The organism is Desulfogranum marinum, assembly GCF_016918565.1.
Lineage (GTDB): Bacteria > Desulfobacterota > Desulfobulbia > Desulfobulbales > Desulfobulbaceae > Desulfogranum > Desulfogranum marinum.
Genome location: NZ_JAFFQD010000018.1, coordinates 66615 through 86199 on the forward strand (window position 1 = coordinate 66615; position 19585 = coordinate 86199).

The following is a 19585-nucleotide window of genomic DNA, read 5'->3' on the forward strand; positions in this document are numbered from 1 at the left end:
TGCTAATTAACCTATGGTTTTTGGGACATTTGGCTTAACTTCAATATCTTGAAAAAATAACAACGGTAAAAATAATACAATTCCCAAAAGAACAATAGGGTAATGATAGCGAAAAATAGATTTGTGGATAACAATCAGAAACAATGGCAACGAATTGACCAAGGCCGGGAAAAGCACCAGGTACATTCTTTTCCGAATACGAAAGGAGACAACCAGGGAGAGAGCAACCAGGGCATAGAGATACACTGCTGGGCGCCACATCCAAAACAACCAAGGATTATGCAGGGACTGGTTAAATGCCTTGTAAAGCCAAGGGGTAGCTTGGGGCCAGAGAGGACGCTCTTTGATATTATAGGGATTGCCACACACATACCTGACCTGGGCTCCTTCTCCATACCCCTCCTGCCAAAGATTGATTTGTTCGATCCGCTTATGAAAAAAATTCATTGGCATCACCCGCCACAGGGCTGAAGCAGAGTAGATTCGCTCAATAATCTCAGTGGTGAACCAGTTTTTTCCATGATCAGGGTTCGGCTTCTCGCTACGACTTCCTATAATGACCTGTGGTTTTTCTGAAGCACCCTTGTCCTTGCCCTGCAAAAAGTCGTTGCGTAACGCTTGGATTACCTTCGCCACCGGACCTCCCATCCTGACGTCAAGCGAACTATACAGAGGTCCCTTGATCAAACCGTGGCAAAGTATAGTTAGCACCAACACCGCAATCACCCTCCTCCAATGACGTGGATAAAATGCCACCAGCATCAACGGTGTCAAAAGAGCGGGAACGATGCCGTTATGCCGGTACAGAGAGACCAGCAACAAAACCAGACCCAACAAAAAGAGATTTCTGACAGAGCACAGCCACTTTCCTCTTTCCAATACAATTTGAAAAATATAGATAGAGAGAATTAAGAGCACCACGCTGTATGCCAAATCTTTCCAAAGAATCACCACCATGAAGCCATTGACCGGCCAAAGGGCACAGAGGAATGCGGCTACCCACAAAACCCGGCGGTTGATGCCATACTTGCCAAGCACACTCAAGGCCCATCCCACAGTGGACGCCAAGGTAAATATTTGCACTACTGCAACCAAGGCTGGCGAAAGATAAACCCTAGTTATCAGCCATAGAGTCATGGTGTGAAAAGCTGGATGCCAATCTTTCCAACGACCATTCAAAACCTGCTTCCACTGGTCTAAGGAATCCGGACTCATAGAGCCAGGCCAAAAGGCTAACAGATACATGGACCAGACGACCACACAAGGGAGTGCAAACCAAAGCCATGCATAACGGCCAGGATTCACTCCTGCCACCCGATGAAGTGGTCGAGTTACCAACCAAAACAGAGGGACAAAAAGCACTGCCCCAATCACATAGGCTACGGCTATCCAATGGAGTATCACCCACTGATTACCAGGCACAACAGGCAGAACCAGAGTAAAAAACAACCCGGTAACCAATACCACGCCACCCCAAATCCACCATTGGCCAATCTTATAGGGATAGGTATCATGTGAGCAACTAAGGTATCTCTTGCCGGTAAGTAAATGGAGGAAACACCAAAACAAGAGAGTAGCCCCTAAAGCAGCTAAGCAGTTCTTCATCTCAATTTTCCACCAATGAGAACGCACCTCTGTCTCGATATCCAGCTCAAAATAGGGATCAATTCCTGTGGTGGAGAGAACAGAATTTTGCTCGCTTGCATCTGGGACAATAGAAATTTGATGCTTCAACGAGGCCATATCAAAAAGCTCATCGCCTGAAATATCAACAAACACCTCACCGTCCGCTGCCACCTGAACCCTATAGATAGTGATATCGAAATCTTTTTGGGTTGCCGGATCAACTCGCAACTTGCGCAGCCTGCCATTGACTGCAAGTTGAAGGTGATACTCATGGTTTCCCGGATGCAGCGGGGCAATAGAGCTTTTTTCTGGAACGTAGGAATGCTTAGTGGTCGCCCAAAAGACTTGGAGGGCATCCGAGGATTCGGTGCCAGCGCTAATTGTCATCTTAGTGTGCTGATCATGACTACCGGGATGAAACAATGCCCACAAGGCCAGAAAAAACAGCACCACTATTGGAATTTTTGCCTTGATCGGCAAATCCCTTTTCATCATAACCACGACCACCGGAGCTAAAAAGTACCGAACAAACGGCTCGCTAATTTGCGCAACCCACCCTTGACTCGGTTCCGAAAAAACAGACGTAGAACAGCCGCAATATCACAATCCGATTCTGGAGTGTAATAGAGACGGGTATCCAAAAGCAGACCAGCTGCATTAGGAAGATTAGGGAGGAAAATTTGAGGATCATCGTCATGTGCACGCAAGACCAGAAAGCCATTTTGGCGAAAATGCTCTACCTTTCCAGCCATGGTACATCTACTGAATCCGTCACCTGCAGAGGCCTTAAACAGGGGTCGACCAAACCTCTTTTCCCGCACAATAATATCCTGAATAATTATGGTTCCGGGGCAGTTGGCAGGATCAAGCCGATAGCCGGCTTGGCTACCAGCAAAAGGGAGATTCAACCTGAGGTCCAGCCATTGCTGCTGTGGGTAATCGACAAAGACCGATTTTTCATCTCCGCCCTCGGAATAGACCTGAAGCCGACTACCACTGCCTGATTGTGCGGCGCTAAGCCGCGATGGCCTGAAGTAGGCATTTTGTAGTTGCAGTTCCAACAACTCGGCCTTCATCTCTGTTTCTTTCCAAAGCCGCGCAAGCATAATTGCCATTTTGGCAGCATGAGGTGCAAGGGCCTTCTCGTGCTTTATCATCATATACTGGATGAGATCGGTCCGCTGGCGGTTCGCGGTTACATACACCATGGAGTCGTAGTGCCTTCGGTAGCGAAACATTTCATCGGGTAATACATCCCCCTCAACACCATGGTCATGCAAGGTGAGCAAATAATCCCAATCTTCGTATGATGTCATTACTTCATCATACCCGCCATACTCGATAAAGAGAGATTTTCTATACAAATTACTGCATTTTCCATGCGTATTGATATACGGCATCAATTCAGGAACATAGCCGATGGGGATGTAGGCGTTGTTCATTTCGCCAAAGTTCTGGGCATGGCAACTAACGTAACCAAGTTCAGGATTGTTAGAGAGTGCTTCTACACCTTTACGAAGATAGTCTCTCTCAATCAGGTCGTCAGCATCAAGCGGGAGAACGAAGTCTCCTTTTGCAGCTTGAATCCCAGCGTTTCTGGCTGAGCTGAGGCCACCGTTCTCCTTGGAGATTTTAACCACACCAGACAATGCCCCAAAAACTTCCTCGGCTTCCATGGTCGAAGAGCCATCATTGACCACAACGATTTCAATATTGGGGTAATCGGAGGCCACAACCGATGCCACAGTCTCAGCAAGATATTGAGGCTGATTGTAGTATGGTATGACCACTGATACTAGTGGCGTATCGTTGCCCAGTTTTTGCGGTGCCCTTTTCAGCAAATCGAGACGATAATTATTTTCAATGGCTTCAGCCGCCCTTTGTGGATCACAAATTTCACCACTTCTCAACACAGCACGGTGAGAAATTGCCTCCAAAAGATTGCTCTCCTTGTAATGGCCCAAGATAATTTCGGCAATATCGCTTGGATCCAGCGGATCAATAACAAAGCCGCTCTGCCCATGCTCAATCATCTCGCTCATTCCGCCGTTTTTCGAGGCAAGCACGACGCAACCATAAGACATTGCTTCTAAACAAACGTTGGCCCAATTTTCCCACCGGGAGGGGTACACACAAAAACAAGAATCATTAAAGAGGGCAGGAATCTCACTGTAGGGCACCCCACCGGCGAAAACTATTTTATCCTGTAGTTCTTCGGGGATGAGCCGAGCGGCAATCTCGCTATAGGTTTTACCAAAGAGGAGAGCATTACGATCTGCGCCCCAGATTTCAAAGAGAAAGTTCTCATCCTGCTGCAGCACTTGTACGGCAGCGCGGATAAAGGTATCTATACCTTTTCTTACCTGGATTGAGCCAATCAAACGGACCCGACGCACCTGCTGGTCGGTAAAGGCTCGCCCTTTTCCTTTGGTGGGTAGCTCCATAGGATAAGGACATTGCCTGATATCCTCCCTACCTACTCGCTTGGCAAAATAATCCCCCAGTGATAACGAAGGGGATGTCACCATGTCTGCATGACTAACGCAGTAATCTTCCATGGTGTAATCACACAGGCTATCCACATGGAGTCGCCGGTCTTCATTGATCTGATAGAGCAGTGAACTGGGGGTATGCAGCTTGACCACCAGCTTGCTGTCCGCGAATTCTCCCAATAGCCGCTTGCCACGGATCGTAGCAAAACCTTCAACACCGAATTCGGCAAATTCAATCACATCGAGCTGTTCTTTGCCAGCAAGCTCTTTAAGCGTATCATAGACCCTGTAGCTATATTCATGGTGGGGCGAGACAAAGCTGCCGATTCGATTTTCCCTGGTGGCAAGCGGGGCAACTAATTGTATTCCCTTGGGCAAAAGTTCCAGGTTACCGTCATGAAAACAGTCGGTCAGTAGAAAGACGCCATGCCCTCGTGCCGCCATAGCCATGCAGGCATTATAGATATAGGTTCCGATGCCGCCCCCGGTTACAGGCCCGAACTCACGGCACACATAGACAATATTTAAACGCTTATTTTTCACGATACTTATGAGGATATCTAATTGCTAAAAAAGGGAATTCGGTCCAGAAACGAAAAAAAACGCTTTTCCCGGCACTGGACAATACCTTTCACCTTGTCTTCAGATGGTCCGTAATACTCTATAATGCGGTCCATGTCTTGCTCTAATGAGCGGGTTATATCATTCATGGCACCAAGAAGCGTCGGAATCTCACCGAAAGCCGACTGGCACGCAGCCTCTTGCTTCTTAGTGACCGAAGCTACATCTACAAGACCGGCATACCCCACCTCACCGCTTTGAACGATGTCAATGGCTCGCTCCCTAACTGCCTTGCGGGTCGCCTCATGGCTGGCAGTATCCGACAAAAATCCATCTATAGCATCCACTACAGTTTCTGTATCTGAAAAATCCACTGCAAATTGCGCAAGCTCCTCACCGATCACCTCTTCAAGCCCAGTGCCCTGAGCGACAAACACCGGCACTCCGGCAGCCATAGCCTCCAGGCAGACATTACCAAAGACCTCCCAGCGTGAAGGAAACAGGCAGAGGGTCGCAGTGGCCAGATACTCTTCCACCTGGGCGTGGTCTACCTGTCCCTTGAACTCTATGGCCTGCTCATAGCCTTGCGGAATCCCCCCCTCCCACTGTTCGAGGAAAAAGCCTTCATACTCTTTCCAGTAACAATCTCTGCCAAGAAGAACCAGCCTTGCCCCAGTTTGGTATTTCTCCAAATAGCGAATAAACACCTGAAGCAGCCGGTCCGCACCTTTATGGCGATCAAGCCTGCCAATGAATAAAAGTACAGGCTCACGGTCCCTTGAACTTTGTGGCAGCTGTTGAGGATGAATTTCCCCTGCAAACAGATTTGGGATCTGGTGGACTACCTTGTCGGTTATCTTAAGACGCTGGGCCACTTCTAGCCAGGCAACCCTTGTTGGGGTCACAATTTCATCGACCAAGCGCAAACACATATTTTCCATGGAACAACTGAGGCGATTTTGAGGCTCCAGGAGCTCACTGGAAAAACGTTCTCCAGCGCCTCCCTCATAAATCGAAAGAGATTCATGCAGACCGCCGGAGAGGTGAAGCAAAAACCTGGTAGAAGGATACCGCCCAGCAGCCTTTTGGAGCAGCAAGACCAATGCTTCCGCCCCAAAGTCAGGAGCAATCACCAAGTCTGGACGCACCGTATCATAAATCCGCTCAAAGGTTGCAGCAACGGCTAAAGAATAGGAAAGGTTGAAGGATGAAATATTACCACCGCTGGGGGAGTACCTGGCCTGGTTCCGAAAATCTACTTGCTCCAAGAAAAAAAGAGCTACATCATCATAGTACGCATCAAAACGTTCACGATCAAAATCTTCAGGACGAAGGGTGAGAATACCAGTACAATGCCCAGACCGACGAAACAGATTAGCCATCGACATAAAGAGCGTGCCTATCCCTCCGTAGTAAAACGGCACAATCTCCCGAGTAATCAGCAGTATGTTCTTCGACATGAAAAACGCTTCAACAAAAGTGCATCTGGGATAAAAGAGACCTGCCCCTTATATGGAGCCCGTCATTTTGTTCAGGTAGTATCGTATTTTTTTTTCGATTCTATAGCCAAGAGATCTTTCTGCCTGTTGCAGCTGCTCTTCGCTCTGGACATACATCGCATGCAGCTTGTGCCACTCCTGGTAAATCTCTTCCCTTGCCTGCCAGCCGTCATGATAGTTGCAGATAAAATCCCGCCCTGCTTTTCGAAAAGGGTGATCAGGGTCGTCCAGGATCGAAAGAAACAGTTGTTCTTTATCCCCCATATAGCCAGCAAAAATGGCAAAGACGAGCATGACCCTTTCTGCGCGATGGGTATTTAAAGAATTAAGAAGCTTACTCATTGAATCGGGTAACTCAGGATCAATGATTTTGGATAAGTCGTGGTTCATCAAAAAATTAGAGATGACCAGAGCACATTCAAAATCCACTGCAGCCTGATCTTCCTTCAGGGTATTCCCGGGATGAACTCTGTACTTCAGCAGTGGCTCTTCTATAAACTTTACTTTACACTGAGAGGATAACCTGAGAAAAAAATCATAGTCATGGGTGTAGCGCAGATTCCGAAACAAACCAACTTTGTCAAAGCACTCAGCTCTGCAAAATAAATTTGAGGTGGTTTTAATAAAGTTACCTGCTAATAAATCCAGAGTTAGCTGGCGGCTTGACGCAAAAGAGTTTCCAGCCTCCTTTCCTTGCCAATTTTCTTCAGCACCAATAACGGTATTTAGGTACTTGCTTTTATCATCAATATAATCGACACTTGAAAAGACAGCATCAATAGATGTGTCACATTTTATACTCTCAAGACATTTCTCTATTCTACTAGGATGATAAACGTCATCGGAATTGATTATGGCAATATATTTACCCTTAGAGAGCGACAATGCTTTATTTATTGCATCATGCGCACCTTTGTTCTCTTGAAATACATACTTTACCCTAGAGTCATTATTTTTTTTGACAATTTCCCCTGAATTATCTGACGATCCATCATCAATTACAATTAGCTCAAGGACAGGGTAATTTTGATTAATCACAGAAAAAATAGACTCCTCAACATAACACTCATGATTATACAGAGGCATAACGACACTAACACTATCCAACGATCAACCACTCCACGTAAAAACTTTATCTGATTGCCCACAAAGCTCAGCCACTTTTATGAGCTTCTGGGGGAAGGGCGGCACCCTGAGTGCCACATAGGCGAACTTAGGTATATTTGTCGCAAATCAAATCTGCGATTGGACCAATAGCAAAATTCAGCGAGGTATCTAGGGAAATGTCTCTTGCTAATTGCATGAAAAGTACCAAGCACCGATCTTTTGACATTACTGATAATCGTATTTACCCATTTGAAATCTTCTACCTCGACACTTTTGGCGCCTCCGCCTGTGATTATGATTCTGTGGCTAAAACCTGCGTCGCCAAAACCATTAAAACAGTTAAGGCCATCAGAAACGACCTTATCTCCTTGGCAAAGATGCTTGGATGAGCAATCTTTAATGCCCTCCGTAGAAAAAGCTTTTACTTGGCTCAGGCGCATTTGAATTGGAAGGCCCTCTTCATTGGCTGAGCTTTATCCGTAATCAGAAAACTTTATATGTCATAGAAAAAACAAACTGTTAAGAATATAACACAAAATGCCAAAAGAGGTACTCACTATTAAAAAGCGTTGAATGTTGCATGTAAAAGCTGTTCCACCAATCATCGCCCTTGATTCATTACCAACACAGACACGCAACAAAACAAACAGCATTGTATAGATCATAACGACATCAGCCTGCCACATATCAAAACTCAAAGAAAATATAACCTGTGCACTAATCAACATTGCCCAAATAGCCGGTCCTTCCCTTCTATTCCAAGTTTTGGTATAAACATAATTAAACAGTAAACAAAGCACTCCCAGCAACCATAAAAAACCAAAGAGCCCCAGCTCAAGAAAAAAAAGAAAAATTATATTATGTGGATGCCCCCCAGGAAAGATACTACTACCTGAAAAATTGTTAGGATCCACAGGGACGGAAAGGGAACTCCCAAACCCGTAGCCCAAAAAAATATTATCCGCAATGAGCTGTGAGCATGCATTATAGTAAGGAACTCTACTACCAATCCCGCCATGAAAATTACTAAAAAAATCAAAAAGGAAAAAATCCGGAAAAATCGGACTTACTTGGACGAACAATAACCAAAGAAGAGGCGGAAAAAAAAACAATAAGAAAAAAAACAGATGGACAACATACCGATACTTTTTGAAGGGAATGTGGCAAAATAAAAAGATAAAGAGACTTACTACCAAAGCTAACTGGGCTGATTCCGAACTTGTTAAAAAAACAGACCAAAAACCGAAAATTAAGACAACCAAGGAAAACAAAGTAGCGCCCCTACCCTGCCTCCAGTTCAGTGCAACAATGCACCACATCATATAAACAAACCAGAATGCATAATATTTATCATTCCAAGGAAAACGTACAACTTCCATGGGAGATATCATGCCAAAAACACCTTTGTCTACAATCCCATAAGAAACAAGAAGAGCAGTAGCATACAAGACCAGAGCGAACACCCCTCCGCCCCAACGTATAAACAATTGATCTAAACGGCTAACGCGTGCCACTGTTAAAAGTACGCCTATGGAGACAAACAACCTGTAAAACGATCTCGTCAACCATCCTGAATCAGCATACAGCGAAGGTGGAAAAATCACACTAGCCAGGGAAAGACTTACAAAAGATAAAAGCACAAATAATAAAGTATTTGATAAATGAATTTGTTTATACTGAGCACACCGTGGTGCAGCAACTAGCAGCATAACGACGAATGCCAAGTCGGCATATTTATCAATATTACGGGCGTTTAAAAAAGAATAACAACTATACAGTACCAGCAACAACACTAATAAAAAGGAGTAACAAAAGTCATAGCGCAAGTAACGTACAATCATTTTTAAAAATCAAGGTTGATAAGAGTTTACAGGAGTACGACCTAGCACCTCCGATAGCCCAATTCTGAGAAAATGGTCCCCCCGTGATCGCTCGTCAGGGGAATTAGAACTGTGGAGCACTGCCGTTTTCGATTGCTGAAGCGCAATTCTTTCGTTTCATTTTCATCACCCTATCCTTTCATTATGCATGATTACCTCAAACGAGGGTAACCTCTAATTTCCACTGAACCAACACGGTTAATCATTCACAACTTTTTTGACTAGGGGGACAGAACTATATTCAGGCACAACGGAACAAAGGCGTGCTACAATCTGCCCGACATCTCTAAAGGTAGCTGCCTTGCTTAGCGCTTCAATTTCATGGAGCAACCATTGCCACTCCACCTGACGGCTAGAGGCCAAAAGTAGTTTTGGGTGAGGAGTGTTTTCCAAATTTTCATTTTCATGAAACCACTCCTCAAACAATTTCTCGCCAGGCCTTAGCCCTGTATAGGTAATATGTATATCCTTGCCCGGCTCCAAACCAGCGATCCGTATCATCTGTTCCGCAAGATCTCGAATAAGTACAGGTTCCCCCATATCCAACACAAAGATCTCCCCACCTTTACCTATCGCCCCGGCATGGAGTATCAAGCTCACAGCTTCTTGAGTTGTCATGAAGTACCTATTAATTTCAGGATGGGTGACGGTAATCGGTCCCCCCGATTTTATCTGTTGCTCAAAAAGAGGAACAACAGAGCCTGTCGAGCCAAGAACATTTCCAAACCTTGTTGTTAGAAATATCGTCTCCGACAATTCATTAAAATTTTGGCAAAAAAGTTCTGCAACCCTCTTGCTCGCCCCCATGATATTTACAGGATTGACCGCCTTATCGGTTGAGACTAAGACAAATTTTTCAACGCCGTATTTATCTGAGGCCTCAGCAACGACTCTAGTACCATGAACATTATTTTGCACCCCCTCAGCGGGATTGAGTTCAACCATGGGAACATGCTTATAAGCCGCTGCATGAAACACTACCCGTGGTAAAAACTTCTCAAAGACCCAGTTTACCCTTACTCTATTCTTTATATCTCCCAAAACCGAGATTACCTGCACGTCTGGAAAATTGCAGCGCAATTCACGATCAATATTGTATAAGTTGAATTCACTTTGCTCTAGAAGTATAAGCATGGCTGGATTTGACAGGGCTATCTGGCGACATAACTCTGAACCGATGCTACCACCTGCCCCTGTCACAAGAACATTAACACCTTTCAACCAGGTGGCAACCTTCTCGTTTTCTAACTGAACCACCTCGCGACTCAATAAATCCTCAAGCGTGAAGGGGCGAATATCGCTCACCTCAAAAGAACTTACAATTCGTTCGGTTAAAGTGGGTAAGGTCCGACATTCAACACCAATCTCTGAGCACACTTGAATTACGCTCGCTACGGTTGACCGACTCGCTGTTGGAATCGCGAACAAAACAAGATCGATATTAAGTAATTTAACCAAATCAGCTATATGAGAAAGATCCCCATAAACACGTACGCCATGAACCTCGCGCCTAAATTTACGTGGATCATCATCTAATATAGCAACAGGCTGATATTCCTGGCAATTAAGGAACTCTCGAACAACCTGTTCTCCAGCATGTCCCGCCCCAATCACCAGGGTCTGTTTCCCTTCAGCCTTTAACAAGCTTATACTTTTGTCTTTAATGACACGGTAGAGTAGACGGGGACCGGCCAGCCCACTTGCCAAAATCATTGGAAAAACGAACAACGTTGAACGTGGTATACCCTCGAATCGAAACAATATCCCCACCAACAAAGAATAAAACAGTGTTCCCATTGCTACTGATTTTATTATACGTACAAGATCAGGAACGGAGGCGAATCGCCACATTCCTCGGTACAGCCCAATCTTCCAAAAAAACACTGCAAATACGGGAACGGATATCATTGCAATATTTATAAATTGGGGCACATATTCTGGTGGAATACTATTTAAATTAAAGCGTAGCCAATACGCTAAAAAAAGAGACAATGGAACCCACAGTAAGTCATGCACAAATGCAGACCATCTATTTAATAAAATATCACGAAGACCCCTTCGAATCATGCTTCCACCTAACCGCCCACTAATATTCTACTTGTTAATATTCAACAGATTCCACACAACGAATGAACCCATTCAAATTCATGAGAAATAGCTTTACCCACACATCACTTAACCGTACACAAAGAAAACATCTTCACTCCCCAACGACCTCATTAAACAGTTGAGCATATGCTTTTCCCAAAGCTTCACCTGAAAAGAGTTGCTCATACCTTACACGGGCAGACGCGCCCATTTTCAAAGCTAAGTCATTATCATAGAGTAAAGTATTCATAGCACGAGACAGTGCATCCGGAGATTGAGGAGGAACAACAAAACCTGTCTCCTCGTGAGAATTAATAAAAGACGTTCCAGTACCTATTTCACAAGAAATGAGTGGTTTTGAAAACATAGACGCTTCGACTAAAACCATACCAAACGCCTCAGAACGTAAATGTGAAGGCAGGACAAGGGCTCGACATTTTTTAAGTAAAGCAACTTTCTCCGAATTACTCACTTGACCGGCAAAAATCACATTCTTCAATCTAAGATCTTCGCATTGCTCCTTCAAGCGCTTTTCTTCAGGTCCAGTACCAGCAATTACGATTTGACTTCTTACTTTTTTTGCTGCTTCTAATAAAAAGTGTAACCCTTTGTAATAGCGAAGTACTCCTATAAATAAAAAATAGTCTTGCGCTCCTTCCAATCCAAGGCGCTCTAAAATATGCTCTTCACCATTTACAGGATATGATCTTTCATCAATCCCCAAAGGAATAACACGCACTTTATCTCTCACTGAAGGGTGAGAAAGAACCGGGCTCGTTTCAATATATGAAGGTGCAATTGCGACAATAGCTGAGACTTTTTTCAGCATTCTCCACATTAAAGGGGCATAAGCAGTTCCCAAATACCGCTGTCTCACTACATCAGAAATATATGTCAACACCGCAGGGACTGTTGACCGTGATGTTAAGTGTAAAACATCTGCAAAAGGCCATGGAAACAAATAATGCAGAACATCTGTTTTTTTGCTTAGGGAGTAAAATGTTTTAAAAGCCTCATATCCACCCAAATCACACGAGGCAGGAGCAGCCCAAGACCTGCAACGAACAATCTTCGCCTCTGGCCTCTCTAAAACAGAAGGATTACTCTGAGGGCTTAGTGTGAAGATGGTATTTTCAATCCCACACCCCTTGGTGGCTAACGAAATCTGACGAATCCCCTCCTGTAACCCCCCAGGCGGATCAGGAAAATAGGTTCTATAAACATGGAGAACTTTCACAGTATCTCTCTAAGAAACAACATCTTGATACACCAATGCCGTTTCCTTGGCACATCGTTTCCAGCTAAAATGAGATGCTCTGACAAGTCCTTTCCTCCGTGCATCCTCACGCCATTGATTGTCTTCAAGGCCAACCCTGATGCAAGAAGATAGTGCGTCAACATCACTGGGGTCAAACAATGCTGCGGCATCACCAGCGACCTCAGGTAGGGAAGCTGCATTAGAACAGACAACTGGAACCCCGGAGGCCATCGCCTCTACGACAGGCAAACCAAACCCTTCATATAAAGAAGGGAAAACAAACATCCTTGCACCTGCAAAGAGAATCGACAATTCATCAGCACTTACAAACCCTAGATAATATAACCACCCTTCATTTTCTGCTTGGCGAAGACGTTGATGCAATTTTTCACTGTTCCATCCCCTATATCCAACAATCACCAATGGCCAGTGACGCCGAACGGCTTTGGGCAATAACTCATAGGCTTCCAGTAGGGCTAAGATATTCTTCCTAGGCTCGATGGTTCCAGCAAACAGACAATACCCATCGGGCACCACATTATAACGCGTTTGTAATATCTCAAGTTCATTCTCATCACGAGGAAAAAAATCTCCAGAACTTGCCAAAGGAACAGCTCGAATTTTATCCAGAGGCCAACCAAAATACTCAACGACCTCCTTACGTGTATACTCGGAGTCTGTGATTATCATTGAGGCTCGCTTTAATGACAGCTCAATTTCATCATGCATATACCGCACACGCTCTGGCGGGTGGCAATCAGACATGGCATACACAGAAAGGTCGTGTATTGTTACAACACTTGGACCACCAAAACGAGGGAGATAAAAATTGGGACCATGATACACATTATCTTCCTTACCTCGAAGACACTGTGCTTTTAGTGGTGAAGAAAATAGCTGATAAAATGCTACAGCCAATCGGCTTTTTAGAAATAATCCTCGCACCGACCTAATAGGACTCGACGATTCACCCGGAACAGGTAAAGACTGGACAAAATGATGTCCACGCAGGAAGCATAACCTCTCAACGAGCTCATCCTCTAACAAGTGTTTGGCCAATTCATAGGTGTAACGACCGATGCCAGTTAAAGGATACTTTATCGGATCAATCGACAAAATCACTTTCAAGGCAAGTCCTCAAACAACATCCACCTTAAAGTCTCTTCCAGGGTAAACATTTCCGTATCTCCAATCAACCGCTTCAACTTGGACGGATCACCACACAACGTTTTAACCTCATTGGACCTTACAAATGCTGGATTCACCTTAACAGACATAGAATGTGCGGTAATAGTTTCTGCTAAAGTTACAATTTCCTTTAGGGAAACAAGCTTTCCTGAACAGACATTAACAGTCTCCCCTATCGGCTGCTCCTCTAACAACCTGCGATAGATTCGCACCACTGATCGCACATCGGAAAAATCTCTAGACACATCAAGATTCCCCAACTCTATCTCTGTCGACTTATTGCGAAAATGTGAGACAATTTTAGGTATGAGAAAAGATTCACTCTGTCCGACCCCTGTGTAATTAAAGGGCCTGACAATCACAAGAGGTAACTCCTCTGACCACAATCGTGCCATAAACTCCATCGACAACTTGCTCACAGCATAATCATTTGCTGGATTAGGCCGCATGGTTTCACTGAGCATTCCATCGGTAGTGTTTCCATACACATTTGCACTACTGGCTAACAAAACACATTCAGGCTTTTTCTTACTTTCAGCTAAAGCAGATAAGAGATTACGGGTACCCAGCAAATTAACGTGGTAAAAATCATCTACATTGCCATGACCAACAAAAGCGACTGCAGCTAGATGGACAACAATGTCAGGCTCGAGTTCATTTACAGCAGAACGAACATCATTCAGACTCGTCAAGTCTATGCAACGGTAGTTCGCACATCCTTCATGAGTCGAGCTGCCTGCACCAAAGACATCCCACCCCTTTCGTTCCAGCTCTGACACCAGATATTGCCCGGTAAAGCCACAACTTCCCGTCACCAGCACGCGTTTGTTCACGGTTGTCACCATCAAAAAGAAAAACCTGTTTCATTTCTACGGATATCGGCTTCAACCATCATGCCACAAAGTTCCTCCAGTGTAGTTTTGGCGACCCACCCTAATTTCTGCCTCGCTTTTTCAGGATTACCGATAAGAAGGTCAACTTCTGTAGGACGGTAAAATTTAGGATTAACCCGAACAATAACTTTACCTGTAGCAATGTCCGTTGCAGTTTCTTCTGAACCTTCCCCATTCCAGGCGATTCGTATATCAGCAGCCTTACAGGTCATGGAAACGAAATCACGCACACTCTCAGTACGATTGGTAGCTAATACATATGTATCAGGTTCATCAACCTGCAGCATGAGGTGCATACCCTCAACATAGTCTCGGGCAAACCCCCAGTCACGCTTGGCATCCATATTCCCCAATTCAAGTACATCTAGCTTTCCCAGCTTAATTTTTGCGATGCTGTCAGTAATTTTCCTAGTGACGAACTCGCGGCCACGTAATGGGGATTCATGATTAAACAAAATTCCGCTCGACCCAAAAATACCATATGATTCTCTATAATTAACAGTAATCCAATGAGCATACAACTTTGCAACCCCATAAGGACTGCGTGGATAAAAAGGGGTCGTTTCTTGCTGAGGCACTTCCTGAACTTTGCCAAAGAGTTCAGAGGTAGATGCCTGATAAAACCGAATCTTTGGGTTTACTATTCGAATAGCCTCCAGTAGATGGAGGGCTCCGAGCCCAGTAATCTGTGCGGTTGCAATAGGTTGATCAAATGATACCGCAACGAAGCTCTGAGCTGCTAAATTGTAAATTTCATCTGGCTGAACCTCACTGACAAGACGAATATTGGCAGACTGGTCAAGGAGATCATATTCCAATAGGTGTAGATTTGGGTGCCCGCCAATGCCTAACTCTTCAATACGCCAGAAATTTACAGAACTACTACGACGATAAGTCCCATAAACCTGATATCCTTGTTCCAACAACAGTTCGGCCAGATAAGCTCCATCTTGGCCAGTAATACCGGTTATAACAGCTTTTTTCACTATGTTACCTCATCCAAGGATTAAATTTTGTAAGAATATTTCATAGTCTTTTCTAAAAAAATCAAACAGCCTTTTTAATACACAGGTTCTATCGTTATACGAATGCTGTTGCAAGCCTACTCAGCCTAAACAGCAACCTTAAGAAAAAAGAATTATCAAGAATAAAGCTCAATTTCAAGCAGGCCAAAGATTACCCTGATTTTGGGGCTCATAGGAGACAGGAGAACAATGCCTAGGCACTCTCTTTGTCTTTCGTTGGCCAATAGACTTTTATTCTTTAGTCTACTGCCACACAAAATATGGCTTCATACCTAAAAAAAAGTCGTACCAGTGCAGACAATGTAAATCACAAGCATCTCTGCCAAGGCCACTTCAAGATGAAACACAAACTGCACCAGACAAAGAAAAACCAAGAGATAATACACTATTAATCGATATCACCCAAAGGAAAGATGCCTATCTGGGCGCAATAAGCATGAGAGCAGACACAGGTAGAACACCTTTTTATAGCGAAATTGGCGCAACCTTGTACTCTTTAGGAAGGAGCGGGCAGGTATTCAAAAAAATTATTTAAAAAAAATTGGTACTTTGACAGAGTCCTTCTGCCCTGTTTTGACAAAAGTAACAATCACCTCAAATTCCCCAGCCACCTCTTTTTTGAAGATATCCGTTGGGATCCGAAAAAACCTGGGGAATAAATTTGCACGTGCACTATCTCGAAATCGATCGGAGTAGCCCCCATACCGACATTCTATTTCAAAATCTGTGCAGTGAGCGACATATTTGATAAATAATCGTATAGAACGATCACACCGAACAGCTTCTGCATTAAACGTAACCTGACCATCATTTATATGAATTTCTGGATGGATTGGTTCTACACGTCCCCTAAGATCACAGGCATTTTTGTAATCTTCCAACCATTTATTAGCGTATTCAGAATATTCAACCTCAGAAGCATCCTCATCTAAAGAAGATTCATCGTCATAATAATTTTCAAAAGGAACACTGGAAGGTGGGCCACAACCTAACCAAGAATCAAAGTTGGGAGGCCAGCCCATGGCGATATATTTAGTATCAACAAAAAACTGAGGATAAAGATGCTTCCCTATATTAAAATAAGAACTCCATTCATCCAAACCAAGAGCAACAGAAGTATCATAGACCGACAACGCAATATCCTTATTAATAATCTGCGGCATATGGGAATTGTACAATCGCACATCAAAACCAGAGGACGACAAAAATTTAGCCGTCCTCCAAAGACCGCGATCAAAACTTGTAGGTATTGGATACGCCCCTAGCCACTCCTTACCGTCTTCAAAAAAATAATATCCACGATGCTTTCCATGTTCAACAAAGACCTCCCTTTCCACAGGACATCTCACAAGATAATCGTCATCAAATGCTATAAAATTTGGATCAATTTTCTCGTGAAAATAGAACATTTTACGCAAATATGTATTCCTCTCTTGATGGTCATCAGGTAATTCAGTAATACCTAATGATTCTTCACTTATAATAGATAATTGTAGCGGTATTTTTTCCGCTATTTTCTCCATTTCCGGCACACAAGAAGCGGGCGTTAAAACGACAGCCTCTGATATAAAATTCATATAGTTAACAACCGACTTAAAGGATCTCAAGAGAGCAGCGGGCCTAATGGAGATGTACACTGCCTGTTTTGGTGGAAATAAGATATTAAGAGGAGTTTGAATTTGAGTAAAAAAATGCTCTACCTGAAGGCAAGTTTTTTCCCATGTCGGTGGTTTAAATTCTTCCGCCTTGCACTTCCATTTCAAGTACTCAGACTTATCAGATAAACTGTTCAAAGCTTCTACTATTAAAGGGGCAGACAACTCAACGCATATTGCGGCACCGCAAGATACCTCCTCCATAGCACCACCTTTAGTGCAGACAGAGATACAATTATGGTATAAAGATTCTATGATCGGTAAACCATAGCCTTCATAATATGATAAATTGATACTCAAATACGCTTTTTTATAAAGATGTGCTACTTGTTCATCTGTTGCGTCTGTAAGCCAAAAAATTCTTGCGTTATAGTGCGGATGATTAATTATACGTTCTTCAATGGATTCTACATTCCATCCTTTTTTACCAACAAGCACCAAATTGAAGCCTGTGCCCTTCTCTAGCATCTGCTCATAGACGTCCAACAACAAGGAATGATTTTTTCTTGGTTCTAACGTCCCGACACATAGAAAGAATGGGTCCTCAATATACCCCTGAAAAAAAGTGGTATTTTCAGCTAGATTAGCTGATTCAAAATCTGCTCCCAAATCAATAACAACAGCCCGAGGTTGTCTGACAGCCAATTTTGAAGCAATTGTCTCCAGATCCTTTTTCACCGTATTTGATATACAAACCCAATAATCAGCAAATTGAAGAGCAGTGGAAAAATTGTCAGTATAGTTAAAAACAGTGTTCACATGAGAATATTGAGGGAAAAGCACAGGAACGGCGTCATAATGCATTTTAATGAGAATAACACCTGCTTCTTTTAATGCGCCATATAGACTATAAATACAATATTGATCCAACCACGAGGCATCTAAATCAAAAAAACAGTCCCCAGGGTTAAAATTCTCTAAAGCCATTTTGACATCGGGATAGAATTCTCGACCTTCACAAAAAAAACCAAAATCCGCTTTCTCAGTAATCAGGTAAAAATCATCACGATACCAAACTAAGAAATAAATATTATCTCTCTCACTAAGCCTGGAAACAAGCTCTCTTACAACACGTTGAATTCCTGATTTACCTTTGAGCCTATAAGTATTCGCAACATTGATATATATATTCATTTGTATACTACTCGATACCCACTGACAGCAAATTCGTCTGTATCAAAAATTGATTTAAACACTATATCAAAACTACTGTCTCTTTTAGCTAAATGTATATAATGCTGAGTATTGTAGTTTTCAGGAACTCTTTTCAGGAATGCCAAAAAAATATGCACAATTACTTTTTCAATATAATCGTCTTTGTCCAAATAAGGGGTCGCCAAACTCGCTTTCTTCCGGATAAGGTAAATTAACTCAAAATCAATATCCAAATTATAGCTTACAGCTAATGAAGATGCTGTTAATGGATAAAAATAGTCGACATGATTTAAACTTAACTCACTGTTATCCGATAGATATTTACTGGACCCGTCAAAGGAAATGCTCTCCCTCGAAGAAGCGCAGCAAAAAAATAATTTTTTCAGTCTTTCCTTAACTGAAGGAAATTTAATTAATATTTTTAATATAGTTTTTTTATATTTACTTTTTTCTACTAACAAAAAAAAAGTCATTATTAAATTGATTAATCTTTGCCTTTCACCTTTTACTAGAAGCCAAACACCACAAAACGATCTTTTAACCAAATGAAAAAATTTCCTTAAAGGATAAGTTAAATGCCAAGCCTTGCTCCTTAGACCAACCCCTTGATTTGTTTTAGCCTCCCGTTTCTTTTCTTCCACTTATCGAATCCTTGCTTCCACTTGTTGTGCCAAGACCTCAAGTTCAATAGATTGCTGCCCTTGACGTTAGCCTTTGATTTGCCCGTTTAGGTATTGTTCTAAAAAAGGGATCAATTAAAAACACATAAGACTCCTCGCTATTCCAGACAAATACCTGAATCAGTGACGAATGACCTGGTGTGTGCATGGTAGGATACGCCACCATTTTTTCACCTATTTAGCCACCATAATTTTAAAAAGGTTCTGGCATATCATCTTGTGCATATGATTCGGCTTACCTTGCGAAAGGCAGGTATTGTGAGCAGCTGGACAAGTATACGAGAAATTCTTTCTACCCTGTACAGAATAACAATTTCCATGCAATGCAAGAACGGGAGTACCGTTCATGTGAGAAAAAGTACCCGCCCTGAGCCACACCAACGTGAAATATTGACAGCCTTGGGAGTGCAAAGCATGCCAGGCCAGGCAAACAGCTAAAGACCACAATATGAATAAAATCAAAAGAAGTAGAGCCATA

13 protein-coding genes are annotated in these 19585 nt (G+C 43.2%); all 13 read right to left on the reverse strand.

The window, feature by feature from the left end; translation table 11 throughout:
* Nucleotides 1-6: 6 nt before the first annotated feature.
* Nucleotides 7-2121: a hypothetical protein gene (locus JWH17_RS11430; protein ID WP_205222755.1), complete on the reverse strand. Its 2115-nt coding sequence runs from the start codon at nt 2119-2121 to the stop codon at nt 7-9.
* A 17-nt stretch (nt 2122-2138) separates the two neighbouring features.
* Nucleotides 2139-4661 (reverse strand): glycosyltransferase, encoded by a 2523-nt coding sequence (locus JWH17_RS11435; RefSeq protein ID WP_205222756.1) that lies wholly within the window; start codon nt 4659-4661, stop codon nt 2139-2141.
* A 17-nt stretch (nt 4662-4678) separates the two neighbouring features.
* Entirely contained in the window at nt 4679-6139 is a 1461-nt protein-coding gene (locus tag JWH17_RS11440; protein WP_205222757.1) for a glycosyltransferase family 4 protein, read from the reverse strand.
* A gap of 48 nt (nt 6140-6187) precedes the next feature.
* The gene (locus JWH17_RS11445; RefSeq protein ID WP_205222758.1) at nt 6188-7285 is read right to left on the reverse strand and encodes a glycosyltransferase; all 1098 of its coding nucleotides are present in this window, start codon (nt 7283-7285) and stop codon (nt 6188-6190) included.
* Nucleotides 7286-7341: 56 nt separating this feature from the next.
* A complete protein-coding gene (locus JWH17_RS24620; protein ID WP_205222759.1) occupies nt 7342-7725 on the reverse strand; it encodes an IS1595 family transposase in 384 nt (127 codons plus the stop codon).
* Between the two features lie 60 nt (nt 7726-7785).
* Nucleotides 7786-9126 carry an O-antigen ligase family protein gene (locus JWH17_RS11455; RefSeq protein ID WP_205222760.1) on the reverse strand — a complete coding sequence of 447 codons (1341 nt, stop codon included), beginning with the start codon at nt 9124-9126 and terminating at the stop codon, nt 7786-7788.
* Nucleotides 9127-9363: 237 nt separating this feature from the next.
* Entirely contained in the window at nt 9364-11232 is a 1869-nt protein-coding gene (locus JWH17_RS11460; protein WP_332468408.1) for a polysaccharide biosynthesis protein, read from the reverse strand.
* Between the two features lie 133 nt (nt 11233-11365).
* Complete coding sequence (locus JWH17_RS24345) at nt 11366-12490, reverse strand: glycosyltransferase (RefSeq protein WP_205222762.1); 1125 nt, start codon at nt 12488-12490, stop codon at nt 11366-11368.
* 9 nt (nt 12491-12499) lie between these two features.
* Nucleotides 12500-13633, reverse strand: coding sequence for a glycosyltransferase family 4 protein (locus JWH17_RS11470; protein WP_332468410.1), 1134 nt, complete (start codon nt 13631-13633; stop codon nt 12500-12502).
* 2 nt (nt 13634-13635) lie between these two features.
* Nucleotides 13636-14541 (reverse strand): GDP-mannose 4,6-dehydratase, encoded by a 906-nt coding sequence (locus JWH17_RS11475; protein ID WP_369125056.1) that lies wholly within the window; start codon nt 14539-14541, stop codon nt 13636-13638.
* Nucleotides 14542-14543: 2 nt separating this feature from the next.
* Entirely contained in the window at nt 14544-15578 is a 1035-nt protein-coding gene (gene gmd, locus JWH17_RS11480) for a GDP-mannose 4,6-dehydratase (RefSeq protein WP_205222765.1), read from the reverse strand.
* A gap of 566 nt (nt 15579-16144) precedes the next feature.
* Nucleotides 16145-18406 carry a glycosyltransferase family 4 protein gene (locus JWH17_RS11485; RefSeq protein ID WP_205222766.1) on the reverse strand — a complete coding sequence of 754 codons (2262 nt, stop codon included), beginning with the start codon at nt 18404-18406 and terminating at the stop codon, nt 16145-16147.
* Nucleotides 18403-19068 carry a hypothetical protein gene (locus JWH17_RS11490; RefSeq protein WP_205222767.1) on the reverse strand — a complete coding sequence of 222 codons (666 nt, stop codon included), beginning with the start codon at nt 19066-19068 and terminating at the stop codon, nt 18403-18405. Before JWH17_RS11490 ends, JWH17_RS11485 begins: the two co-directional genes overlap by 4 nt.
* Nucleotides 19069-19585 lie beyond the last annotated feature (517 nt).